This window comes from Leptospira inadai serovar Lyme str. 10 (assembly GCF_000243675.2).
GTDB classification, from domain to species: Bacteria; Spirochaetota; Leptospiria; order Leptospirales; family Leptospiraceae; genus Leptospira_B; species Leptospira_B inadai.
In genome coordinates, this window is record NZ_AHMM02000015.1 from 480001 (window position 1) to 501462 (window position 21462).

At 45.6% G+C, this 21462-nt stretch carries 18 protein-coding genes and 1 pseudogene (1 of these 19 only partly in view); 11 read left to right on the plus strand and 8 right to left on the minus strand.

All coding sequences use genetic code 11. The features are described 5' to 3' along the window. Together LEP1GSC047_RS06005 and lfb1 are read left to right on the plus strand one after the other, a co-directional pair. On the plus strand, positions 1–2042 hold the 3' portion of the coding sequence (locus tag LEP1GSC047_RS06005) for an acetyl-CoA carboxylase family protein (RefSeq protein ID WP_010411799.1). It extends 1210 nt beyond the left edge of the window; only the last 2042 of its 3252 coding nucleotides appear in the window; its start codon lies off the left edge, out of view; the stop codon is at positions 2040–2042. 148 nt (positions 2043–2190) lie between these two features. Continuing rightward, positions 2191–2550 carry an LIC10280 family protein gene (lfb1, locus tag LEP1GSC047_RS06010; RefSeq protein ID WP_010411796.1) on the plus strand — a complete coding sequence of 120 codons (360 nt, stop codon included), beginning with the start codon at positions 2191–2193 and terminating at the stop codon, positions 2548–2550. Positions 2551–3714: 1164 nt separating this feature from the next. On the opposite strand, the gene LEP1GSC047_RS06020 is transcribed toward lfb1, so the two are convergent. Together LEP1GSC047_RS06020 and LEP1GSC047_RS06025 are read right to left on the minus strand one after the other, a co-directional pair. After that, complete coding sequence (locus LEP1GSC047_RS06020) at positions 3715–4746, minus strand: DUF4384 domain-containing protein (RefSeq protein WP_010411790.1); 1032 nt, start codon at positions 4744–4746, stop codon at positions 3715–3717. 295 nt (positions 4747–5041) lie between these two features. Then, positions 5042–6910, minus strand: a complete 1869-nt coding sequence (locus LEP1GSC047_RS06025) for an alginate export family protein (RefSeq protein WP_010411787.1) — start codon at positions 6908–6910, stop codon at positions 5042–5044. A 277-nt stretch (positions 6911–7187) separates the two neighbouring features. On the opposite strand from LEP1GSC047_RS06025, the gene LEP1GSC047_RS06030 reads away from it, so the two are divergent. After that, complete coding sequence (locus LEP1GSC047_RS06030; protein WP_010411784.1) at positions 7188–7460, plus strand: DUF4160 domain-containing protein; 273 nt, start codon at positions 7188–7190, stop codon at positions 7458–7460. After that, positions 7414–7581, plus strand: a pseudogene (locus LEP1GSC047_RS21130) (DUF2442 domain-containing protein); the annotation flags it as partial. The gene LEP1GSC047_RS06030 and the pseudogene LEP1GSC047_RS21130, both read left to right, overlap by 47 nt. Before the next feature lie 335 nt (positions 7582–7916). On the opposite strand, the gene LEP1GSC047_RS06035 reads toward LEP1GSC047_RS21130, so the two are convergent. The 4 genes from LEP1GSC047_RS06035 to LEP1GSC047_RS06050 form a co-directional block, all read right to left on the minus strand. Then, positions 7917–8981, minus strand: a complete 1065-nt coding sequence (locus LEP1GSC047_RS06035) for a sulfate/molybdate ABC transporter ATP-binding protein (protein ID WP_010411779.1) — start codon at positions 8979–8981, stop codon at positions 7917–7919. 10 nt (positions 8982–8991) lie between these two features. Then, a complete protein-coding gene (cysW, locus tag LEP1GSC047_RS06040; protein WP_010411778.1) occupies positions 8992–9891 on the minus strand; it encodes a sulfate ABC transporter permease subunit CysW in 900 nt (299 codons plus the stop codon). Continuing rightward, complete coding sequence (cysT, locus tag LEP1GSC047_RS06045) at positions 9888–10715, minus strand: sulfate ABC transporter permease subunit CysT (RefSeq protein WP_010411776.1); 828 nt, start codon at positions 10713–10715, stop codon at positions 9888–9890. Before cysT ends, cysW begins: the two co-directional genes overlap by 4 nt. 101 nt (positions 10716–10816) lie before the next feature. Further along, a complete protein-coding gene (locus LEP1GSC047_RS06050) occupies positions 10817–11875 on the minus strand; it encodes a sulfate ABC transporter substrate-binding protein (RefSeq protein WP_010411773.1) in 1059 nt (352 codons plus the stop codon). Positions 11876–12006: 131 nt separating this feature from the next. On the opposite strand from LEP1GSC047_RS06050, the gene LEP1GSC047_RS06055 reads away from it, so the two are divergent. The 7 genes from LEP1GSC047_RS06055 (at position 12007) to LEP1GSC047_RS06080 (ending at position 19868) form a co-directional block, all read left to right on the plus strand. Then, positions 12007–14244, plus strand: a complete 2238-nt coding sequence (locus LEP1GSC047_RS06055; RefSeq protein WP_010411772.1) for a PP2C family protein-serine/threonine phosphatase — start codon at positions 12007–12009, stop codon at positions 14242–14244. A 113-nt stretch (positions 14245–14357) separates the two neighbouring features. Then, positions 14358–14492 carry a hypothetical protein gene (locus LEP1GSC047_RS22330; RefSeq protein WP_020988308.1) on the plus strand — a complete coding sequence of 45 codons (135 nt, stop codon included), beginning with the start codon at positions 14358–14360 and terminating at the stop codon, positions 14490–14492. A 101-nt stretch (positions 14493–14593) separates the two neighbouring features. Then, a complete protein-coding gene (locus LEP1GSC047_RS06060; RefSeq protein WP_010411766.1) occupies positions 14594–17092 on the plus strand; it encodes a hypothetical protein in 2499 nt (832 codons plus the stop codon). Positions 17093–17100: 8 nt separating this feature from the next. Next, a complete protein-coding gene (locus LEP1GSC047_RS06065; protein WP_039934332.1) occupies positions 17101–18234 on the plus strand; it encodes a DUF445 domain-containing protein in 1134 nt (377 codons plus the stop codon). Between the two features lie 64 nt (positions 18235–18298). Beyond that, positions 18299–18595, plus strand: coding sequence for a hypothetical protein (locus LEP1GSC047_RS06070; protein WP_039934169.1), 297 nt, complete (start codon positions 18299–18301; stop codon positions 18593–18595). Then, complete coding sequence (locus tag LEP1GSC047_RS06075) at positions 18592–18945, plus strand: hypothetical protein (protein ID WP_010411758.1); 354 nt, start codon at positions 18592–18594, stop codon at positions 18943–18945. Before LEP1GSC047_RS06070 ends, LEP1GSC047_RS06075 begins: the two co-directional genes overlap by 4 nt. A gap of 212 nt (positions 18946–19157) precedes the next feature. After that, positions 19158–19868, plus strand: coding sequence for a pirin family protein (locus LEP1GSC047_RS06080; RefSeq protein ID WP_010411755.1), 711 nt, complete (start codon positions 19158–19160; stop codon positions 19866–19868). Positions 19869–19875: 7 nt separating this feature from the next. Here LEP1GSC047_RS06080 and LEP1GSC047_RS06085 read toward each other — a convergent pair whose 3' ends face one another. Further along, a complete protein-coding gene (locus tag LEP1GSC047_RS06085; protein WP_010411752.1) occupies positions 19876–20910 on the minus strand; it encodes a S1C family serine protease in 1035 nt (344 codons plus the stop codon). Positions 20911–21110: 200 nt separating this feature from the next. Next, on the minus strand, positions 21111–21425 hold the full coding sequence (locus LEP1GSC047_RS06090; protein ID WP_010411749.1) for a putative quinol monooxygenase: 315 nt from the start codon (positions 21423–21425) through the stop codon (positions 21111–21113). Positions 21426–21462 lie beyond the last annotated feature (37 nt).

Consider the following 21462-nt stretch of genomic DNA (forward strand, 5'->3'; position numbering starts at 1 on the left):
TTCGGGACGCCATATCTTTGGCTTATCGCGCACTGAGTGATTTTAATATCCAAGGTGTCAAAACGAACAAGACATTTCTTCAGAATCTTCTTCTGTTGCCGGAGTTGGAAAACTACTCCGTTTATACCAGGCTAGTAGACGAAATCTCCGGATCCGGCATATTCGAAGGTTCTAAAGTTCATAAAGAGTTCTCGTTTTTATCGGATAAAAACGGATCGATTCCGGAAGCGATCGAAATAACGGAAGCTCCATTAGGAACTCTGCAAGTTCCTTCTACGATTTCCGGACGTTTGACGGAAATTTGCGTCGCCGAAGGCGATATGATTCGAAAGGGGCAAAAAATCGCGATTATTTCCGCGATGAAAATGGAGCACGTACTTAATGCCGAGGTTTCGGGTCTGGTGGAAAGGATTCCGGCTTCGGTAGGTTCCATCATCGCGGCGGGGCAATCTTTACTTTTTGTCAGGCCCTTCGAAGTAATGGACTCGCCCTCGGAAGGAGAGGGTAGGATGAATTTGGATTCGATTCGATCCGATCTCCAGGATCTCTTGAATCGATTGTCGTTAAACGAAGATAGTTTTCGACCTCAAGCCGCAGGAAAGCGCCATAAAAGAGGGCAAAGAACCGCTAGGGAGAATATTGCCGATATCTGCGATCCTGGCACTTTCGCGGAGTACGGCGCGTTGGCGATCGCGGCGCAGCGTCGCAGACGATCCCTGGACGAATTGATCAAATTGAGTCCAGCCGACGGTTTGATTACCGGACTTGCTAACGTAAACGGGAAAATCTTCGACTCACATAAATCACGATGTGCGGTTTTGGCATATGATTACACCGTCTTTATGGGAACGCAGGGAGCGATGAATCATAAAAAAACGGATCGTTTATTGAAGGTTGTTAAGGAACTTAGACTTCCGTTGGTCTTTTTTACCGAAGGCGGAGGTGGTCGTCCCGGGGAAGTCGATATGCCGGCGGTAGCCGGTTTGGATTTGCACACGTTTCGTCAATATGCGAGTTTAAAAGGAATTGCTCCTCGCATCGCGATCACTTCCGGTCGTTGCTTTGCGGGGAACGCCGCTTTATTCGGTTGTAGCGATATCACTATCGCAACCTTGGGATCTAATATAGGTATGGGCGGACCAGTTATGGTCAAAGGAGGAGGTCTTGGCAGTTTCTCCGCCGAAGATATCGGCCCGGTCGATATTCAGACTAAAAACGGAGTAGTGGATATTCTCGTCAAAGACGAAATAGAAGCCGTTGAAACTGCAAAAAAGGCCCTGTCCTACTTTCAGGGAGATATTATAAATTTCTCATGCTCTGATCAGAGAGCTTTGAGAACGGCAATTCCTGAAAATCGATTACGTTCCTACGACATTCGTTCTTTAATCAAGATTCTCGCAGATGACGATTCTTTCTTAGAACTTCGGCAAAAATTCGCCGGGGGGATGGTCACGGCTTTTATCAGAATCGAAGGCAGGTCGCTCGCGCTTATCGCTAATGATCCTACTCATTTAGCCGGGGCGATAGATGCGGAAGGTGCGGATAAAGCTAGCGACTTTATAAAACTTTGCGATTCTTTTAATATACCGATATTATTTCTTTGTGATACTCCAGGATTTATGGTCGGTCCTGAAGTGGAGAAGAACGGCTTAGTGCGTAAAGCTGGACGTTTATTCGAAGAGTCTGCCGCTTGTAAGGTTCCGATTTTTACCATCGTTCTGAGGAAAGGATACGGTTTGGGCGCGATGGCAATGGCGGGAGGTAGCTTTCATGCTCCGGTTTTTACGATTTCATGGCCTTCCGGCAAATTCGGAGCGATGGGAATCGAAGGAGAAATTCGCACAGGATTTCAGAAGGAACTTGCTGAAATCAAAGATTGGAACGAAAGACAAAAATTATTCGATCGCTTAGTCGACGAAGCATATGAGAGAGGAAAAGCGATGAATATGGCTTCCTATTTGGAGATAGATGCCGTAATCGATCCGGCGGATTCCAGAAAATGGATTTTACGCGGATTGAATTCCATTCCAAAAGTCTCTTAACCCGGGACAATAAATTCAAATTCGGTTTTTCCCTAGAAAATAAATTATTTTTCTCACCAAGGCTAAAAAATTAGGGTCTTCTCTTTTGGAAATTTCTTGATTCCGGCAAGAGGAATCCGTATAATACGCAACCGTAATGGAGGCTTCCATGCCGCATAAATTTGGCCCAAAAATTTTGATTCTTTTGGCTATAATTAGCTTAGTTTTTTCTTTCACTTACGTTTCCGCTCAGGTCTTTAACATCGGCGGGACATACAAAGTTTCAGGAACGAATCCGAACGGATCAAAGTACAGAGGATCGGTGCAGATTCGACAAAACGACGATGGGTCGTATAATTTCGCTTGGACCGTCGGCAACAGTTACAGCGGAACGGGAACTCTCGACGGAAATGTTCTCACAGTGGATTGGGGAGATACGTATCCGGTGATCTACACCGTAACAAGCGGAGGGGCTAGACTTGAAGGGACTTGGGGAGACGGCACAGGGACGGAAATTTTAACTAAGTAATCCAGGATTGACTCCGAGATTACGAAGTCTCTTTGTGGCAGAGGTCAGAGGACAGAGGACTGAAGCTGCTTGATGTTGGGAAGGCAGCCGTGACAGAGGAAAATCCACTAAAACACAAGAATCTTTCTCTAGTAAGTGGAAATTTCGTTTATCAATGTTCTGTCCTCTGCAGAAGACAGAAGACAGTAGTGCTCGAGGTTGGAAAAGTTAGAGAAGCAGAGGAAAGATCCCCTGTGCACAGGAATTTTTCTTGAAAAACGTGGAAATTCCGCTCACCAATGCTCTGTCCTTTGCAGAAGACAGTAGTGCTCGAGGTTGGAAAAGTAATAGAGGTAGAAGAAAGATCTACTATAACGCAAGAATCTTCCTCCAGAACATGGAATCTCCGTTTATCAATGTTCAGTCCTCAGTCCTCTGAATGTCCCTCTGTGAACCGTAGAGTAGAATTTACTTAAAAAACCCCGCCCTTTGGGTGGGGGCCGGAGCGAAGCGGTGGAAAAATTCCTTTACCACAAAACGATCCTCCTGACAAGAACTTTTCCAAAAAGAATTTAGTAGGAGCTCCCGCGCAGAGGACTGAAGCTGCACGATGTTGGAAAGGCAGCAGAGGTAGAGGAAAGATCTACTATAACACACGAATCTTCCCCTAGAACAATGGAAACCAGGCTCACCAATGTTCTGTCTTCTGTCCTCCGTCTTCTGTTCTCTGAAAAGCTGCTATACAGCGGAAGACTATGGAGTTAATTCGAATGCAGTTTGTTCGATTGAAAATTTGACTTCACTTTGTTTAGTCACCCTTCGGGAATCTCGCTCTTTAAGTGTCGCTCGATTGAGTAGCGGAAGACTATGGAGTTAATTCGAATGCAGTTTGTTCGATTGAAAATTTGACTTCACTTCGTTCAGTCACCCTTCGGGAATCTCGCTCCCTAAGGGTCGCTCGATTGGGCAGTGGAAGACTCTGGAGTTAATTCGAATGCAGTTTGTTTGATTGAAAATTTGACTTCACTTCGTTCAGTCACCCTTCGGGAATCTCGCTCCCTAAGAGTCGCTCGATTGGTAACGGAAAACGCGCATAATGCGGCTGTAGCGTGGGGGAGACTTCCCCCGTTTGAGTCCCCTGTTTACTGTTCCTTGCAGATTATGATTTAAGTTACTTTTTCGAATTCAATCGGCTTCCGTCTGGATCGTGATTTCCGCGGTATTCCAGTCTTCGTCACGAATTTCAGTATTAATTTTTTTGATACCTCTTGAAATTACATCGAAGGGGTTCATTATTCTTCCGAAAGGAGTTCCCGGGACAGGAGTGGAATCGAAGAGATTTAAACTCTTTTTCGATGCTATTGCCTTAATCATGTCCGAGCCGAACGGTTCGCCCGCAGCCAAAATATATCCCGATTTTCCGTCGGGAATGAGAATAGTTTCTCCAGCTTTCGCGAAATTAGAGGGGGAACTGTCGTTCGGAAAGAGTAGGATCGATTCTCCATCGCTTTGTAATAATATTAAATATAAATAACAATCTTCCGAGACCCTTACTTCGAACGAGACAGGGTCGTTGTTTTTATACAGCTTTCTCGAAGAGCTCAAGCTTACTTTTATCGAGCTTTGCTTGGGCCGAAGTCCGCTTAGATTTCTGAGTAAAAGGTTTCTGGATAAAAACTCCACCAATTCCTGAAAAACTTTTTGAGAGCCGCCTTCGGAAAAGGACCGGTTAAAATCGATCTTGGATGTCTGCACGTCGACTAACTCCAGCGACCATTTGCGACCCGATTCTTTAATCTGAATCAGTTTTTGGGCCGATAGCAGCCTTCCGATTTTCGGAGCGTTTTCCTTATCGGCGATTCCTTCCAGGCTAAGAGTTATTTCATTCAGCGCCTCGGCGGTTTTTTTTCTGTCAATTACGATCACCTTTCCCGATTTGATTAACAAATCTTTTAGTTCTTCTTCGAGCGGCATGGCGCGATCGGAGGAATCCAGGATGGCTACCCGATATTTCTCCAAAAATTGAACATTTGCGTTTGTCGTATAAATTTCTTTGTTTTGGACCGTGGGAGCGGGGAGGGTCGCAGCGACCGTCGCACAGGAAAATTGGAATGCAAGAGAGAATCCGATAGCCGCGATCCGATTCAATTTGATAAGCGAATACCTCTCGTCGGCAAACTCCCTTATGGAGTCGGAGATCGAGAGCAAACTACCCATGATTGTTCTCCTTTTACGACACCGCCAAAGTGTCACACACTTCCGAATATATCTCATCCTAAGACCTAAGCTGAAAGGTAATGATTCCAATTTGTTAAAAAATTTCCAGTCCGGTATTTACGAAATAGCATCATCTAGTTCACTTTGAGCTACTCTTTTTCATGCGAAGGGAAAGAATTCGTCCGGCAAAATCCGATTATGAACTCCATCGGTGAGAGGGTCGTTCCTTTCCGATTTTAAGAAAGGACGAAGATTTACTCGCTCCTTTTTTTCGAAGGAGCGAGTCGAAAGATATCTATATTGCAAACACCGTTTGTAAAAAGAAATAGGATGCGTCCGGTTTCCCGGTATAAACCGAAGGAGTAGTGGAAGTCGGAACCGAAACATGCGCGTTTCGAATGGAGTCACCTGCGCGAACGAACGCGATGCCTCCCCATACGGAAACGTTTTCCCAGGGAGTTACGATATAGATTAAATCCAACTCCGATCCGATCTTTTTTCCCAAAGGTTGGGATGAATAGTTGTACTTTTGATTGTTGGAAAAATCTTCCGTACTACCCGCCAAACCGCCGGTAACGATTCCGTTATTATTATAATAAGCATCCTGAAGTTTCGCTTTATAATAAAAATGAGGATTGAATATGAACGTTCCCCATTTTCCGGTATTCCATCTGATGTGAACGGAATAATCCTTTGCGTTCTGCCAAAAGAATGCGCCTGCGATACCGTTTCCGCTATAGGGAATGAACCCGGTCGCGATTCGTCTCGTCGGAAACGGAGCGTTCCAGGTTCCTACAGTCGAATCGCTTCGGTTCGGATCGCCGGAAGCATATACGTATTGGATGCCGACTCTTACATCCTTGCTAGGACTCACTCCTGCCTGCAAAGTGAGGAAGTGGGCGTTATATTTTTGGTTTTCATTTTCGATCAAAAGATTCTTGTTATTAAATGCGTTGATCGCGCCGGCGCCCGTACTGCCGTCCGTCGCATTTTGAAGCCAGCTTGTGCCGACTCGTAGGCCGTCGTATCCTCCTTGCCAGGCGGCTTCGATGGTCCAATCGAATACTATTCCTTCGGGAAGAGCGTTGTTTTCGGTTCTATTCGTTAAACGAAAACCGTAAGTATTCTGTTGATCGGTCGGTTTATTTGTCGCAGTATTATTGTTAGCCGGATTATATTTTTTTAAAACCGTAAAATCGTATATGTCCAAGGCTAACCAGCTTGCGAATTTCGTAAAATTGTTGGCTCCCACCAAATAGGTATTCGGAAGCGAGGTATTCGCACTTACTAACCCGGAGGAATTGTACTGCGCCGTTACCACGCTTCCGAATGCATCCAACGTATTGTTCGCGTATTTTCCGGTGAAGCGGAGCCCATCCGTCGAATTCCCGATCTGATTATCGTTTGCTGCACCTAATATTCGTCCGTCTCCGAAATCGATGATCTGTCGTCCCAGGCGCAGTCGTAGGGATTGGTCCGGCTTACGAATGTCGAAGAACGCTTCCCGGAAGGAGGTGCTGTTGAGAACCGGGACCTGATTTTGAGACGTCTTAGTGGTATCATAAACCACGCCACCGTTCGTGCCTAATTCGAAACGGGAAGTTCCGGTATATGCCGGAGACTGTTCTCCTCCCCATACCCGGGAGTCCTGCAACGTCGCCTTAAATATTACATATTTATTAATATCTGCGATAAGATAAAATTGGGTCTGTCCGGTAAATACGTTAGAGTTATCCGCGGTCGTCTTATTAAAATCCATGTTATTGATCGACTCATATCTCGGTCGAACGGAAAAGCCTACTCTGAATCTGTCCTGGAGCCAGAGGTCCGAGTTGGAGCGGATGATCTTGTTTTGCTCGGGGGTTACTTGAAGGTTTCTGATATATTCACCTGGGATATTTCCGACCAAGGGACTTTTATAGATTTCTTTTTCTTTAGCGACGGCCGGGTTGCCATTGCCGTTGCTTTCCGCGCTATCTTGCGTAGGCTTTGCTACCTGTTTTTCCGGTGCCGGGGAAGGGAAAAGTGCCGGGTCCACCGGTTTTTGTTCGGAATGAATCCCTGGATCCAAGGTAGGTTGTCCCTCGGCCTTTGTCTGAATCGGAAAGGAGAATACGGCAAATCCGATCGCGAAGCCCGCTAATTTTAGTCCATTTTTCGACATTATATTTGCCTCCTGCGAAAGTATAACAGAAATATATGCGTAAATTAAATCAATTATTTTAATATATTGAATAAAAATATGATAAAACAGAAATTCTGTTCAGGCCTAAGAAAATCCGAAACACAATGGATACCCGTCTGGACGGGAAGAGGGAAGTTAGGCGACATGAAACGCTTACTATTTTTCTTTATCAAACATTTCTGAACGGCTTCGATTTACTAAACATATAAATAGTTTCCTTCTTGTTCAAAAATTATATAATGTGCAGATTGGTTGAATGCCCAAAGTTTTCGAAAGAAACGGATTTAAGTTCTTCTTTTTTGCTAATGAGGGCAATCCGAGAGAACCAGTTCACATTCATGTAAGAAAGGGAGAGAAATTAGCTAAATTCTGGTTAAAGCCGAATGTTTTATTGGGTGATAATTACGGCTTCAGTTCAAAAGAATTAAATTGGATTGAAGAAGAGATTGAAAAGAATTTAGATATAATTCAAGGTAAATGGAATGATTTCTTCGGTATCGGAAGCAAAAGCCCAAAAGATTTGGTTTGATGAAGATAATCTTTGGCTATCTCTCTATGATGGTAGAACTTTATCAGTCCCTCTTGCATACTTTCCTCGATTAAGAAAAGCCAGTAAAGAGCAGCTACAGAAGTTTGAAGTTAGCGGGGGAGGAATAGGGTTACACTGGGATGATATAGATGAAGATATTAGTGTCCCTGGCTTGCTTCTCGGCTATGGCGATCTTACTCAACGGAATAAGAGTGCATAAATTCATCCTATCTAAGCGTTTCACGGTCGCCTAACTTTCGGTGCTTCCGCGTCGCTTCGAGATCGCTAACGCGACTCTCGCTTGGGCTACGCCACATTTTGCTTTGTCACTCGCCTAGCTAGGCAGTCGCGCGCCAAGCGCTTGTGCACTCGCGAAACGTCGGAACACCGTGGCCGAAGGAAGAAAAATTAGGGCCGAGAGGGTCCGCTCTTATTTAGTACTATAGCGGGATCGATTTAAATGGAAAAATCTTCGACGTATACTTTCGCGTTTCGAATCCGAAGATAAACTTTCTCGCCCGGTAGTAGATTGAGTTCGCGGAAAGTGCTTTGGTCCAGAAGAGATTCGATCAGAGAGCCGGAATCTAATCTCTTTAGTTCGACTCGAACATTTCTGCCGGTCGAATGAATGTATTGAATTTCGGCGGGAATTCCGTTTTCGGCCAACCGTAGGATTTCCACATCGTAGGGACGAACGTAGGCGACCGCCTTTGCGTCTTGGATTTCGGAATGTTCGGGGGACTCGACGTGCTGGTCACCGATTCTAGCCTTTCCGTCCTGAACTCTTCCATGAAAAAGATTTACGTCCCCAAGAAAGTGAAACACGAACGGATTTTTAGGTTTGTTATAAACTTCATCGGGACTTCCGATTTGCTCGATCTTTCCCGCTCTAAGAATAACGATCGAATCGCTTACTTCCAAAGCCTCTTCCTGATCGTGGGTGACGAAGACGCTCGTGATATGGATCTCGTCATGAAGCCTTCGCAGCCAAGTACGAAGCTCCTTCCTCACTTTAGCGTCCAAGGCTCCGAACGGTTCGTCCAAAAGCAGGTACTTAGGCTCGATCGCCAATGCTCTTGCTAATGCGACTCGTTGCCTTTGACCTCCCGATAATTCGGAAGGAAAACGGTCGTGAAAATTCTCCAATTGGACTAGCTTTAAGAGACGAAACACTCGATCGCGAATTTCCACTTTGGAAGGTCGGGTCGCTCTCGGTCGAACTTTTAAACCGAATGCGATATTTTCAAAAATTGTCATATGGCGAAAGAGGGCATAGTGTTGAAAAACGAAACCGACTCCGCGATCTTTCGAATTCCTATTTTTCGTTTTCTCTCCGTTAAAATAAACTTCTCCCTCATCCGCCGCCTCGAGTCCGGCAATGATTCTGAGCAGAGTAGTTTTACCGCTTCCCGACGGTCCTAATAGCGCGACTAAATCTCCTTCCGGAATCGTCAGGTTAATGTCTTTTAAGGCTTGGAATTCTCCGAAACGTTTGCTCACATTGCGTATTTCTATGGACATTACTTTCTCCTTAAATGACCGGATCTGTGACGGTCGATGCATTTGCCTCGGACGTTTTTCCGGCTTCGGGTTCGACTGGATCTTCTTCGGGAGGTTCAATCGGCTTCGTTCGTAAATTCTTTTCTAAAATCGTCTTCACCAATAATGTAAGTAAAGATAGAAAGACGAGGAGAGACGCGGCCGAGAACGCTCCGACCGAATTGAATTCGTTATATAACATTTCTATTTGAAGAGGAAGCGTGTTGGTTTTTCCTCGAATATGTCCCGACAGAACGGACACCGCTCCGAACTCGCCCATCGCACGCGCATTGCAGAGAATGATTCCGTAGAGTAATCCCCATTTGATATTCGGAAGAATGATTTTAGCGAATAGTTTCGGAAGGGAGGCTCCCAATAGAATGCCGGCTTCTTCCTCCTCTTTACCCTGGGTCTGCATCAAAGGAATCAATTCTCTGGCTACGAACGGCAAGGTGATAAATAGGGTCGCTATCACTAAGCCAGGCGTGTTGAATACGATTTTAATTCCGTATTCGCCCAAGGTATTTCCGAACCATCCCTGTCTCCCGAATAGAAGCAGAAAAATCAAACCGGAGATAACGGGCGAAACCGCAAACGGAGAATCGATGACCGTTAATAGCGCGTTCTTTCCCGGAAATTCGAATCTTGTGATTAAGAAGGCGGCAATAACTCCGAAGAACGTATTTAAGGGAACGGCTATCCCTGCGACTTTCAAAGTCATTAACCAGGCGGAAACGGTATCGGGATCCTGCAAGGCGGTAATGTAACCGTCGAACCCGCTTGCGAAAGCTTCCGTAAAAACCGTTACGATGGGTAATACGAGAATCAATCCCGCTAAAAAGAAGGCGGCGCCGATTAGAGTGATTCGGATCCAAGTAGGTTCTGTTCTCATCCTAATCTCCCGGAAGACCTACTCTGGAAAAAATTAATCGTAAACATTATAAAAAAAGAAAGTAGTAACATCAATAAAGCGATTCCTGTCGCCTTCGAATATTCGTACTGCTCCAATTTTGTGACGATCAAAAGCGGAAGGATTTCCGTTTTTCCGGGTAAATTTCCCGAGATAAAAACGACCGACCCGTATTCACCGATTCCCCTCGCAAATGCCATCGAGGTTCCCGCTAAAAGAGAGGGCCAGAGTTCGGGAAAAAGAACCCGCGTAAACGTTTGTAGACGATTCGCACCGAGGCAGTACGCGCTTTCTTCCAACTCCTTGGGGAGTTCCTCCAAAACCGGCTGAACGGTTCGAACGACGAAAGGAAATCCGATAAACACCAGAGCGACTACGATGCCTAGAGGAGTATAGGCTACCTTGATCCCAAGCGGATCCAAAAATCTTCCGATCCACCCGTTCGAAGAATAAATCGCGGTGAGAGCGATCCCTGCGACTGCGGTAGGAAGAGTAAACGGAAGGTCGACCAGTGTGTCTAAAATTTTTCGACCCGGAAATTCGTATCGAACCAATACCCAAGCGAATAGAAAGCCGACGAATAAATTGATTATCGCGGCCGCGGTTCCGGCGCCGAAGCTTAACCATAATGCTTTTTGTATTCTATCTTCGGAAAATACCGCGATTAGACCCGACCAACCCAGATTTGCGGATTTGAAGAATATGGCGGAAAGCGGAATGATAACTAATAGGCTGAGATAAAATATTGTCGTACCTAGAGTGAGGCCGAAACTAGTTTTAGAATAGGGGCGAATGATGACTTTCAATTTCAGATTCCGCGGTTTAGGGAGTTCCCACCGACGATTGTTGTAAGAAGAGGAAATTCGTCAAACGAAGAGCCGTTTTTATTCGGCTCTTCGGCGCGACATTACTTCTTTGCGTCGTTATAGATACTATCAAAGACTCCGCCATCGGCAAAATGCTTTTTATGCGCCGCTTTCCAAGAACCTTCCAAATCACGAACATCGAATAGTTTTAATTTCGGAAATTTAGATATGTTGGCCTTTAACACCGCCTCATCGGTCGGTCTGAAGAAATGCCTCGCGATCGTTTCTTGCCCTGCCTTCGTGTACAGAAAATCCAAATAAGATTTGGCGATTTCCTTGCTTCCTTTTCTCGCGACCACTTTCTCAACGATCGCGACTGGAGTTTCTGCAAGAACACTCGTACTCGGATAAACGACTTCGAATCTGGATTGACCGCCGTTTGCCTTACGTGATTCGTCCAAAGCTAGTTCCGCTTCGTTCTCCCAAGCGAGAAGGACGTCCCCGATTCCTCGTTGAGCGAACGTAGTCGTGGATCCGCGTGCCCCGGTATCCAAGACGGACGTGTTCCTATACAAAGATTTTATGAAATCCTTCGCTTTTTCTTCCGATCCGTATTTCTTCTTTGCAAATCCCCAAGCGGCAAGGTAATTCCAGCGAGCTCCGCCGGACGTTTTCGGATTCGGAGTTATCACTCCGATACCGGGTTTTACAAGATCGTCCCAATCTTTCAGTCCTTTCGGATTTCCTTTTCGGACTAGAAAAACGACTGTGGAATAGTAGGGAACCGAATGATGCGGGAATGCTTTCTCCCAATCTTTCGAAATCGATCCGCCGTTTTCGGCAATGCTATCGATATCATACGCGAGTGCCAATGTCACGACATCCGCGTCCAGTCCGTCGATAACCGCACGTGCTTGTTTACCGGAACCTCCGTGCGATTGTTGGATTTGTAACGTCCTTCCGGTTTTCTTTTTCCAAAGATTTGAAAACTGCTTATTGATGTCTTCATAAAGCTCGCGAGTGGGATCGAACGAAACGTTGAGAAGGACATCCTCTGCAAGAACGGCCGTCGAACCAAGGCTTATCAAGGCGATCGTTACTACTAAAAGAAGGGCGGAAAACCGCCGGGTAATGCGCTGGTTTCTGGTAATTTGCTTCACTTTCACGTCCTTTTGGCCAATAAGCCGGATAAAAGATCCAATAAATTAGATCTTTTTCTGTTATAGTCGGAACATCCTTCTCAATTGTCAATTCAGGTTTTAAGCTAGGATCTATTTTTTTCTTAAAAAGCGTGAGTTTTTTAGGTCGAAAGCATCCGGATCGTCGTGCAAGCTCAAAATACGTGTTTTTCTTGATTCGATTTCGGTTTTTTTTTCGAAAACTACAGGGTTTGTTCCGGGAGTTCGGAATCGAGTCTATTCGTATTCTGCCCGTTCCGTCTCCTAGGCTATTTGGGAAAAAGAAGGGTTGGGGATTTTTTTGCCATTGCGTAGGGCCGCTTCTCTTAGTAAGTCTTTCCAACTGCTCGCCTTCCATTCTTCAAACCGATTCGAATCGACCGTATGCGACCGATGGGAAAATCGATTTAGGAAAATATGATCTACATCTTCGTGACCCTATTCTTTTAGCCGGCCTCTGGAAATTTCACTGGTTATATTGGAAGGGAGTCGGAGAAGAAACTCCTGTGGAAGAGTTAAACGTACCTTCTTCTTGGAACGGAAAAAACGGAACAAGAATCGGCGAAGGGTACGGAACCTATGAACTAACGGTTAAGCTGGATCGGAATTACAAGGAATTAGCCTTACTCGTACCGGAGCAAAGTTCCGCATACAAGCTGATGGTCGACGGGGACACGACGGTAGAATGCGGCTCCGTCGACTTTCTTTCCGCAGAGGATAGAACCGCCTTTCGAGTAAAGCCGGCCTGGTGCAACAGATTCGTACGATTCGTACCGAAAGGAAATGAATTTCATATAGATATGTTGATCGCTAATAAGGATCATCGATTAGGCGGCTTTTGGTCTCCTATCCGCTTGGGTGAATCCGAATCCTTGCATAAGGCTTGGGAAAATGAGCGGTATTTGGATATTTTCCTGGCCGGAGGGCTTTTTTGCGTCGGAATGTTGCATTTGATTTTCGCGGTTTTTAGGAAAGGGGAGCCTTCCTCTCTCTACTTCGGAATTTTTTGTATCGTAATGGCGACCCGAGGAATTTTTGCGGGGACTAGAATCGCAGCCGAATATCTGCCTTTTTTAGGGTTCGAGCATTTTATAAGAATTGAATATATTACTTTCTATCTGGCGATCCCAGTATTTCTGAGCTATATCCTATCGATTTTTCCTAGGGAGTCCAAAAGAGTGCTCGTGGATATCGTCTGGTGGATCGCGATACTCGCTACGATTATCGTGCTCGTGCTCCCTGTCAGAATTTTTACATTTACGATTACGATTTATTACTTAGTCGCATTTTTGGCCGGAGCGCTCGGATTATATTCGCTAACGAAGGCAGCCGTCCGCCGCAAACAAGGAGCGATCACGATTTTGGGCGGTTTTATTTTTATTTATGCGGCTATGATTCACGACCTTTTTTATGCCACATTCTTTTTAGATACCGGATACTTCGCGCATATCGGCGCGTTTGTCTTTCTTATCGCTCAGTCCATTTTTCTTTCCATCCGAAGTTCCGAGAATCTGGATAGGCTTATCGATCTTTCCAGAAACCTGGAGAAACGCGTGGAAGAAAGAACTAAACAATTGAGAAATGCGCTCAGACTGATTCGAAACGACTTGACGGTAGCCAGGGAGATTCAAAAGGACTTGTTGAACCTTAAGGACAACGAGAGAATTACGATTTATGATCTTATATTCGAGGTTTTGCATAAACCCCTCGCGGAAGTCGGAGGGGACCTTTACGATATTTTGGAATTGCCCGACGGGCGCGTAAGGATCTTTATCGCGGACGCGACAGGGCACGGAGTGCAGGCCGCATTACTGACCATTCTAATCCGGCGAGCATACGAAGACCACCGGACAAAGGAAGTTAGTCCGGGCAAATTAATGTCCGCTCTTAGCGGGGAATTTCATGGAACGTATAAGAACGTGGGAACGTACTTTTCCGCCTCGATACTGGAAATTTCAAAGGACAGAAGAATATTACGATATTCTCTTGCCGGATCCCCGCCGGTTATCGTGCAGACCGAGGACGGGGAAAAATTTTTGGAATGCGAAAATCCTTTGGTCGGACTTCTGAAAGACTTCGTTTATACTGAACGGGAAACCGAACTGCCTAACGAATTTAGAATACTTTGCTTTACCGACGGGCTAACCGAAGCCGCTCGGGAGATGGGCGATTCCTTCGGCAACGAACGAGTTTTGGGGCTTTTACGCCAAGGAGGAGAAACCGATTTAAACATTTTGATCCCTATGATCTACTCGGAATTACTTAAATTTCTCGGACTCGAAGGTCCGAAAGACGACGTACTCCTAATCGGATTCGAGCTTAACCGAAAGAACATACCGAGCCGAAATTAAGTAATCTTTTTGTGGTTTAATTGTTTTGCACTTCAAAATACATGGTATAGACAGGTGGCAAACGGCAGGTATCCATTAGGACCCACCGAATAGAAGCCATGAGAGGACCGTTTATGGCCTATAAGCTCGACGGGGCAAAATTTCCCACATTGGAAGAGCTCATCACTGCGCTTTATCCACTCTATGCGGATAAAATGAGTGAAGCGGAATTCAGAAAATATGTACAGGAAAATGTCAAGGAGGAATGATCTCCTCCTTGTCGTTGTTTTTAAGCTGCGACGAATGAACTTAAAGGTGATTTCGTCCTCTTTTGCTTGTCAATCTAGGCGGTTCTGCGTACCTTCTCGCCATGTCTTTTCAATTTAAGAAGTGGAGACTCGCTCCGGCGTGGCGAAGGCCGCTCCTCCTGCTTGCTTCCTTTTTAGTAATCATCATAAAACTCCGATTTTTGCTGACCTCCGAGGCCTTATCAGGATGGAGTCTTCACGCCCAAACTCATCTAGCCGATACGTATGATTCGCTTCTTTCCGGCGGCGAATCCCTCGGCTACGATACCCGATGGTTCTCCGGGATGCCCGTTTTTTTCTTCGAGCCGCCTTTCTTCTATTTTACCGTCGCGCTTTTACATAAGACTATTCTGTTTTGGTTCCCTCTGACTCTTTCGTTCAACATCGGAATTTTACTTTCCGTTCTGCTTTTTACCTACGCTTTCATAAAATTCAGTCTCCTTCTTTTGAGCGAAACCAACCATAGAGCGAACACGGTCATGCTCGCGATGTCCGGCCTTCTTTTTTTCTTTCTCTGTTCGGGGGAGGAACCGTTCGGGCTTTCCTTGGTAGGTTTGTTTAGCGGTACCGTAACGGGATTTTTCGGATTGGCCTGGAGTTTATTAGGTTTTTATTATTTAGAAAAATATAGAACTAGCGGCAAGCTTTCGGCTCTTTCCAAATATATTGTCGTCAGCGCATGTGTTTTCTATTCCGATTTTCCGTCCTCTTTGTTTTACGTAATTTCGCTGCTTATTTACTTCTTATTTCTGGGTGAGGAGTTGGGCAAACGCGCTTTCTCTCTGGTTTTCTTTCTACCTATCATAATCGCATCACCCGTTTGGTGGAATTTTCTAAAGTATTCCTCCTATAGAGCGGAAACGTTTCCTTTGGAGGCCAATCCGGGTTTGATTTCCATTCTGGGTTCGGGAGCGCTGGCGCCGATCTGGGAAGGCAGAGGGGTAATCGCCTTTTTAGCGAATTTTATACTAGGCTTGCACTGGATTCAAGCCGTCTTTCCGATCCTATTCCTGTTCGGAATTCGATCCGTTCTAAAACGCAAAATCTTTCCGCCTGCGTCCAGATTCGTTTTTTTTGCCAGTTTGATTTTTTATTGGATGGGTGTCGATACTTCCCTATCGAAGTTTTTCCCGGGATTGGGATTTCCTTGGTACAGGGCCCTGGATCTTTCTCTCTTATTTCTCACTTTGTCGGCGCTTGAAACAGCCGTTCATTTGTTAAAGAATTTTGAATATAAGACGATAGGTCAATATTGTATAGGCGGGCTTTTATTCTTCGCTTTAATCCGATTTTTTCTCTGGCATCCGGAGCTGGAATGGAAGGAGAACTCGGCATTCTTAAAAGAAAGCCTTTCCGCCTTGGAAATGCAGGATGTGGAAGCTACTCTTTCCGCTCTGCCTAAAAATTCGAAAATATTTCCGGAAACGAATGCTCGTAAAAAATGGGGTGATAGCCCGTTTACCCTGGGATTATTGATTCGTCGCGCAGGCCATCGAAACCTGATCGGCATGGAAGCGGACGCCTCCCTTAGCTCGATTGCTGTCCAGCCGTATCTTAGTAGATATCTCCCCTGGACCGCTTGGAAAAAAGACGGAACGTACGAGGAGGAACTTTCTCCCGAGGAGGCCGGTAAGGGATTGCACAGGTTTTTGCAATCGACCGGGACTTCCTACATTTTAGGTTCCACTAACAAACTTTATAAAATGCTAAAATCAAATCCGGACAAATTCCAGTTGGTGGAAGGATGGGTCAATTCCGAAGGTCTTCAACTCGTCGACGGAGTGGAGCATGCCAATAGAAAATACGAGAAGGAGATGGAAGATCGGATTTCCCTTTTTCTCTTCTCCGTAAAAGGAGCAGGGAGCGATCTTGCTCGATTGAATGATAAACCCTGGGCGGTCGCGGATTATAAGGAATTAACCGGAGGAAAAAGTCTGAGGCCGAAGCGTTTTCTTTACAGTACGAACGAGGCCATTCTATACGAAGGTCTGGATGCGGGAATCGTATTTGCGAGACTCGGAAAATACGAGCTCGAATCGAAGGGATTGGGTTTAACAAACTGGTTTAAAGGAATCGTAGTTCTAAATACTCCTACGAATAAAGAGGATTGGAAACACGGATTGAAAGAGAAGTACGGCGAACTTCCGTTTTTGGACAGAACCGAATTTTTGGGTCTCTTTTTTCCTGTACCCGGAAAGCCGTCCCAGGAAACCTTATCGCTGGCGGAAAATCCCGTTCGACCTAGGCTTATGTCGGATGAAAGGGTTTTATCGGAAGGCGAGCTTTCTTTCGGGGGACCTCGATCCAACGGGAAGGAATTGCTTCACGCTCCGAAAGAATGTTTTTTGATTCGTAGAAGTTACTTTCCGAAGTGGATCGACGCGGACGGAGGAACGTTATTTCAAACCCAACTGAACGAAATCTTACTATGTTCTAAGGAAAAAAAATTCGATCTTTATTTCGATAAAGGAAATTCAGTAATTCTTACTATCGTAATGCTTCTGCTGCCTATATTATTCATTTTTTCCTCCCTAGTCAAGGGGAGGTGGTTTTTTCGTTGAGCGAGGATATGCATAAGGAATCCGTCAGAAAGCCTTATGCCGGTCTGCAATTATTCTCCAATTCGTTATTGGCGATTTTCGGAATCCTGCTTGCTTGGGGTTCGCTCAGCGAGTGGAGCAGTTCCACCTGGGGGAGAGTAATTCTTCACGGGTTGGAGGGCGGCTTGGTCGGAGCGGTCTGCGATTGGTTTGCGGTTTGGAAAACGTACCGCGCGGTCGAAATTGAGAGCGAGACTATCGCCGAAGAAATTGGTAAATGGGTCTCCTCCGATCTTGTGAATGAAGATAAGTTAAAGGAATATATGGATCGTATTTTGGACGATCCCGACAATATTTCCGCGCTCTCCCGTTTGATCGAGATGCACCTGGGGGGAGAGCCGGAAGTTAGGAAACTTTTGGATTCGATTTGGGATAAAGTGGAGGAGGATATCGTCCGCTATCTTAAGAACTTCCGTTTTTCCGGATCCGATCAGGAAATTTTGCGGGAACTGAATCGCCGCAAGGAAATTTTCGGAACGGTCCGTTTCTTAGTCGGAGAAGCGCTAGTCAAGGCGACCGATCAGGCGGATTTTAAAATGAGAATGGATCGAATTACGCAAAGCTTATCCTTCTTTGCAAAACCTTTAGTTTGGCTGATAGACCCTCAAAAAAGGATACGGGAATTCGGGGAAGGCCTTAAGGACGGGAAAGAATTCGATTCCGAGGACGAGGGGATTTTGTACGAAGTATTTTCCCTATTCTCCGATTGTGCGGATTTGTATATAGGTTCTTGGAACGATTTGCCCGAATCGACCAAGGAAGAAGCTGTCCGCGCATTGACCGATTTCGGCAAGGACCAATTGAATCGATTGGTGACGGACGTGATACTTCTACATATGGAAGACATCAAGAAGTTGGGAAATTTACGGGAGTACGGACCGGCGCGCTCGATCCTAGAATTCTTGAGGTCGAGGACGAATGCGGGTGTGTCCCGATACGTAGGCGAACAGGTCGCGAGAGGATTGAAACTTCTCGAACCTAGGCAATTTCGGATCAATTTAGAGGAAAAAACCCGGAAGGTTTTGGAGAAAATTCGAATCAACGGAAGTTTGCTCGGATTTGTTTGCGGAATAGCGATCGGCATCGTAGATTTTCTATTCTAATTTCGCGCCTTTAATTTGGAAAAATCTTGCCAACCGATCCAAACTATCGTTTGATAACCTCCTTATGAGCAAGCGAGCATCGTTACTCCTATTCCTTGCCCTGTTTACGACAGGATGCTACTCATCGACCATATTCTTTTTTAATAATATCCGAATGAAGCCGGTTCCGGTCGACGTGCGAAAGGGGTTGTATAAGCAGGAAGAACGAAGCTGTAGCGAAAAAGTCCAGGATCTCATGTACAAAATACATGAGAAAAATTCTCACGCCACTCATATTCGAGATTTGGAAGTCTATAAGGAGGACGACGGGGCCTGGGGAAATTGCTATCGCCTCAGATACGGATTGGAGATTACCAGATGAATAGAACGTTCCTTCTCGGTTTTTCGATATTGACCGTCTTGACCTTGATTTCCTCCTGCACGGGAGGAGAAAAGCTTCTCTTTCAAATCGACCGATTAAAACCCGCAAAAGAGAGGCCTGCCTTTTCGAAGAATCGTATCGAGGGCGAGAATTGCGTAGGTTGGTTCTTTCCGGTTTACTTCGGAAAATTCGAACCGGATCTTCAGGCAGCGTATGATAATGCTTTGGAAAGAGCTCCTGCAGGAACGCAATCTCTCTCCGACGGAGAAGTATTTACCCGTTTCTTTCTTTTACCTCCTCTAGTTTATATCCGATGTATCGCCATCGTCGGGACTCCCAGTATGGAATAATCGTAATCGTTAATACTCCGTTTTCGATTCAGGTAGCTCGCTGTCTTGAGTCGATCTTGATTTAACGTCATTCGATAGTCGCTTACGAATCCGAATTTTGTTGGATGAAAAAAAGAGGTGCAGTTGAGATAAATGCTTTATCATTGAACTATTGTCTACTTCAATCGTCTAAACAGTATCCTCGGATGAAAAGGAGGGTAAGGAAGGATTTCATGGAATCGGTAGTGCATAAGTCGGGAACAAGGGGAAACGTAGATTTTGGCTGGTTGAAATCCAAACATACGTTCAGCTTCGGTTCCTATATGGATGAAAGCCGGATTCATTTCGGGGCGCTCCGAGTGTTAAACGACGATGCTATTGCAGGTGGGACGGGTTTTCCTATGCACCCCCATCAAGACATGGAGATCATCACGATTCCGTTGGAAGGGGCGGTCGAGCATAAGGATAGTATCGGTACCAACGGTGTGATTCATGCAGGGGAAGTCCAAGTAATGTCTGCGGGAACAGGAATTAGGCATTCGGAATACAATCACTCGGAGTCGGAATTGCTGAGCTTGTTGCAGATTTGGGTAATCCCGAATAAGAGATCCGTTTCCCCGCGATACGCCCAGAAAAAATTTTCCGAAGAAGAGCGCAAAAACCGTTTTCAATTGCTGGTCTCCCCGGACCAGAACTCCGACGGGCTTTGGATCCATCAAAACGCTTGGTTTTCATTAGGAAACCTTGATAAAGGAATCGAAGTTTCTTACGAACCTAGGAATAAGAAAGGAGGGGTCTATGCATTCCTGATTTCGGGTAAGGTCGAGATCAACGGAACTGAACTTTTTTCGAGAGACGGAGCCGGCTTTGCGACGGGGGAGGTTCTTCAGGTAAAATCCCTGGAAAACTCCGAGCTTCTTTTGATAGACGTACCTGAACTTTAAGAAAGGTTTATTTTAGTTCCCTGGGTTCCACGAAAATGGTTCTCAGGGAGCCGTCTCTTAACAAACGAATCGTCAACTTTTTACCGATACTGGACTCATCCAAAACCTTATGAAGATCGTCCACTCCTTCGATGTTCTTTTCGGCAAGTGAAATTACTATGTCTCCGTTCCGAATGCCTGCCCTGTTTGCCGGCGAATCGGTTTCCACGCTCTGGACTAAAACTCCGGATTCTTGGCCGACTCGATTTGCCCCGCGCACCGTTATCGGGATCGTTTGATTCTGTCCCCCGATACCAAGGTATCCTCGTTTCACGCTTCCGTGAGTGATCAACCGAGTGATGACATATTCTGCCGTACTCGAGCCGACCGCGAAACAAATTCCTTGGGCCTGCAAAATGATTGCGGTATTGATTCCGATAATTCTTCCTTTCGAATTGACTAACGGACCTCCCGAATTTCCCGGGTTCAGCGCGGCATCCGTCTGGATCACGTTATCGATCAGTCTACCGGTTCGTGAGCGTAACGATCTTCCTAAGGCGCTAACGACTCCGGCCGTCACTGTGGATTCGAAACCGTACGGATTTCCTATCGCTATGACCAACTGACCGACTTTCAATTTTTGAGAATCTGCAAAGATCGCATGGCGATAACCGTTTCCTCGAATTCTAAGAACCGCGACGTCCGTATACGGATCATCGCCTACGAGTTCGGCCTCCGTTGTAGACCCGTCCGATAATCTGACTCGGATTTTCTTGGCGTCGCTTATCACATGACTATTGGTGGCCAAAAAGCCGTCAGGAGTGACTAAGAAGCCGGAGCCGCTACCGCCCTCTCCTTTGGAATGATTGGATTCGACTTGTAAATGAACGACGGCCGGTCCGACCCGATCCACCGCATTGACTACCGATCTAGAATATGCATCTAGTAATTCCGAATCGTCGATGCTCGAGGTATTTTCATTCCGTAAAAGAGGACGACCGTTTTCAACGGGATTCGTTTCGTTCGAAACTAGTGTGGCTTTGGAACCTGTTATTCTTACCATTCTATTTCTTGGACCCTGTAAATTAGGGAAAAATCAAAAATGTAACCAAAATAATTACGATTACGCAACTCGAAAGCCCACGATCCTCTTTTCGGTAATGGAAAATCGCGGGTCCAGCGTCCTTCTCGAAGGTCCCGTCGAAGTCGATTTCGTTTATTATAAAAACGATGGCTCCATAATTATTTATGGAAAAGTTTATATTAGGTTCGTTTCCAGTCCGACGGTTTCGGATAAACGGGCTTATACTGTACGGTTGTGGTTCCTTGGGAAAACATATCCGGAACCGTTCTTCTCCAATTTAGAAAATGCGGGGTCTCCAAATGCGATCTTCTAAACCCTTCCGTTTCGTACGCTTCGATTAACAAAAATCGTCCCTCGTCACCCTCATTTTGGAGAAAGTCGAATCGGTAAACGCCGTTCTCTTTTATGGATTCCTTTGCGAGATCGGAGCTTATTTGCAGAAATTCTTGGATTTTTTCCGGAAGAATTTTGTAGGAAGAAACCGTTACTATCATAATGCGTTCAATACTAGATTTCGATTTCTAGACAGCC

What these genes read in the sequence shown, in the direction of transcription:
- lfb1 (WP_010411796.1), top strand. Translation starts at nt 2,191, where the DNA reads ATGCCGCATAAATTTGGCCCAAAAATTTTGATTCTTTTGGCTATAATT.
- LEP1GSC047_RS06020 (WP_010411790.1), bottom strand. Translation starts at nt 4,746, where the DNA reads ATGGGTAGTTTGCTCTCGATCTCCGACTCCATAAGGGAGTTTGCCGAC.
- LEP1GSC047_RS06025 (WP_010411787.1), bottom strand. Translation starts at nt 6,910, where the DNA reads ATGTCGAAAAATGGACTAAAATTAGCGGGCTTCGCGATCGGATTTGCC.
- LEP1GSC047_RS06030 (WP_010411784.1), top strand. Translation starts at nt 7,188, where the DNA reads ATGCCCAAAGTTTTCGAAAGAAACGGATTTAAGTTCTTCTTTTTTGCT.
- LEP1GSC047_RS06035 (WP_010411779.1), bottom strand. Translation starts at nt 8,981, where the DNA reads ATGTCCATAGAAATACGCAATGTGAGCAAACGTTTCGGAGAATTCCAA.
- cysW (WP_010411778.1), bottom strand. Translation starts at nt 9,891, where the DNA reads ATGAGAACAGAACCTACTTGGATCCGAATCACTCTAATCGGCGCCGCC.
- LEP1GSC047_RS22330 (WP_020988308.1), top strand. Translation starts at nt 14,358, where the DNA reads ATGGCCTATAAGCTCGACGGGGCAAAATTTCCCACATTGGAAGAGCTC.
- LEP1GSC047_RS06060 (WP_010411766.1), top strand. Translation starts at nt 14,594, where the DNA reads ATGTCTTTTCAATTTAAGAAGTGGAGACTCGCTCCGGCGTGGCGAAGG.
- LEP1GSC047_RS06065 (WP_039934332.1), top strand. Translation starts at nt 17,101, where the DNA reads ATGCATAAGGAATCCGTCAGAAAGCCTTATGCCGGTCTGCAATTATTC.
- LEP1GSC047_RS06070 (WP_039934169.1), top strand. Translation starts at nt 18,299, where the DNA reads ATGAGCAAGCGAGCATCGTTACTCCTATTCCTTGCCCTGTTTACGACA.
- LEP1GSC047_RS06075 (WP_010411758.1), top strand. Translation starts at nt 18,592, where the DNA reads ATGAATAGAACGTTCCTTCTCGGTTTTTCGATATTGACCGTCTTGACC.
- LEP1GSC047_RS06080 (WP_010411755.1), top strand. Translation starts at nt 19,158, where the DNA reads ATGGAATCGGTAGTGCATAAGTCGGGAACAAGGGGAAACGTAGATTTT.
- LEP1GSC047_RS06085 (WP_010411752.1), bottom strand. Translation starts at nt 20,910, where the DNA reads ATGGTAAGAATAACAGGTTCCAAAGCCACACTAGTTTCGAACGAAACG.
- LEP1GSC047_RS06090 (WP_010411749.1), bottom strand. Translation starts at nt 21,425, where the DNA reads ATGATAGTAACGGTTTCTTCCTACAAAATTCTTCCGGAAAAAATCCAA.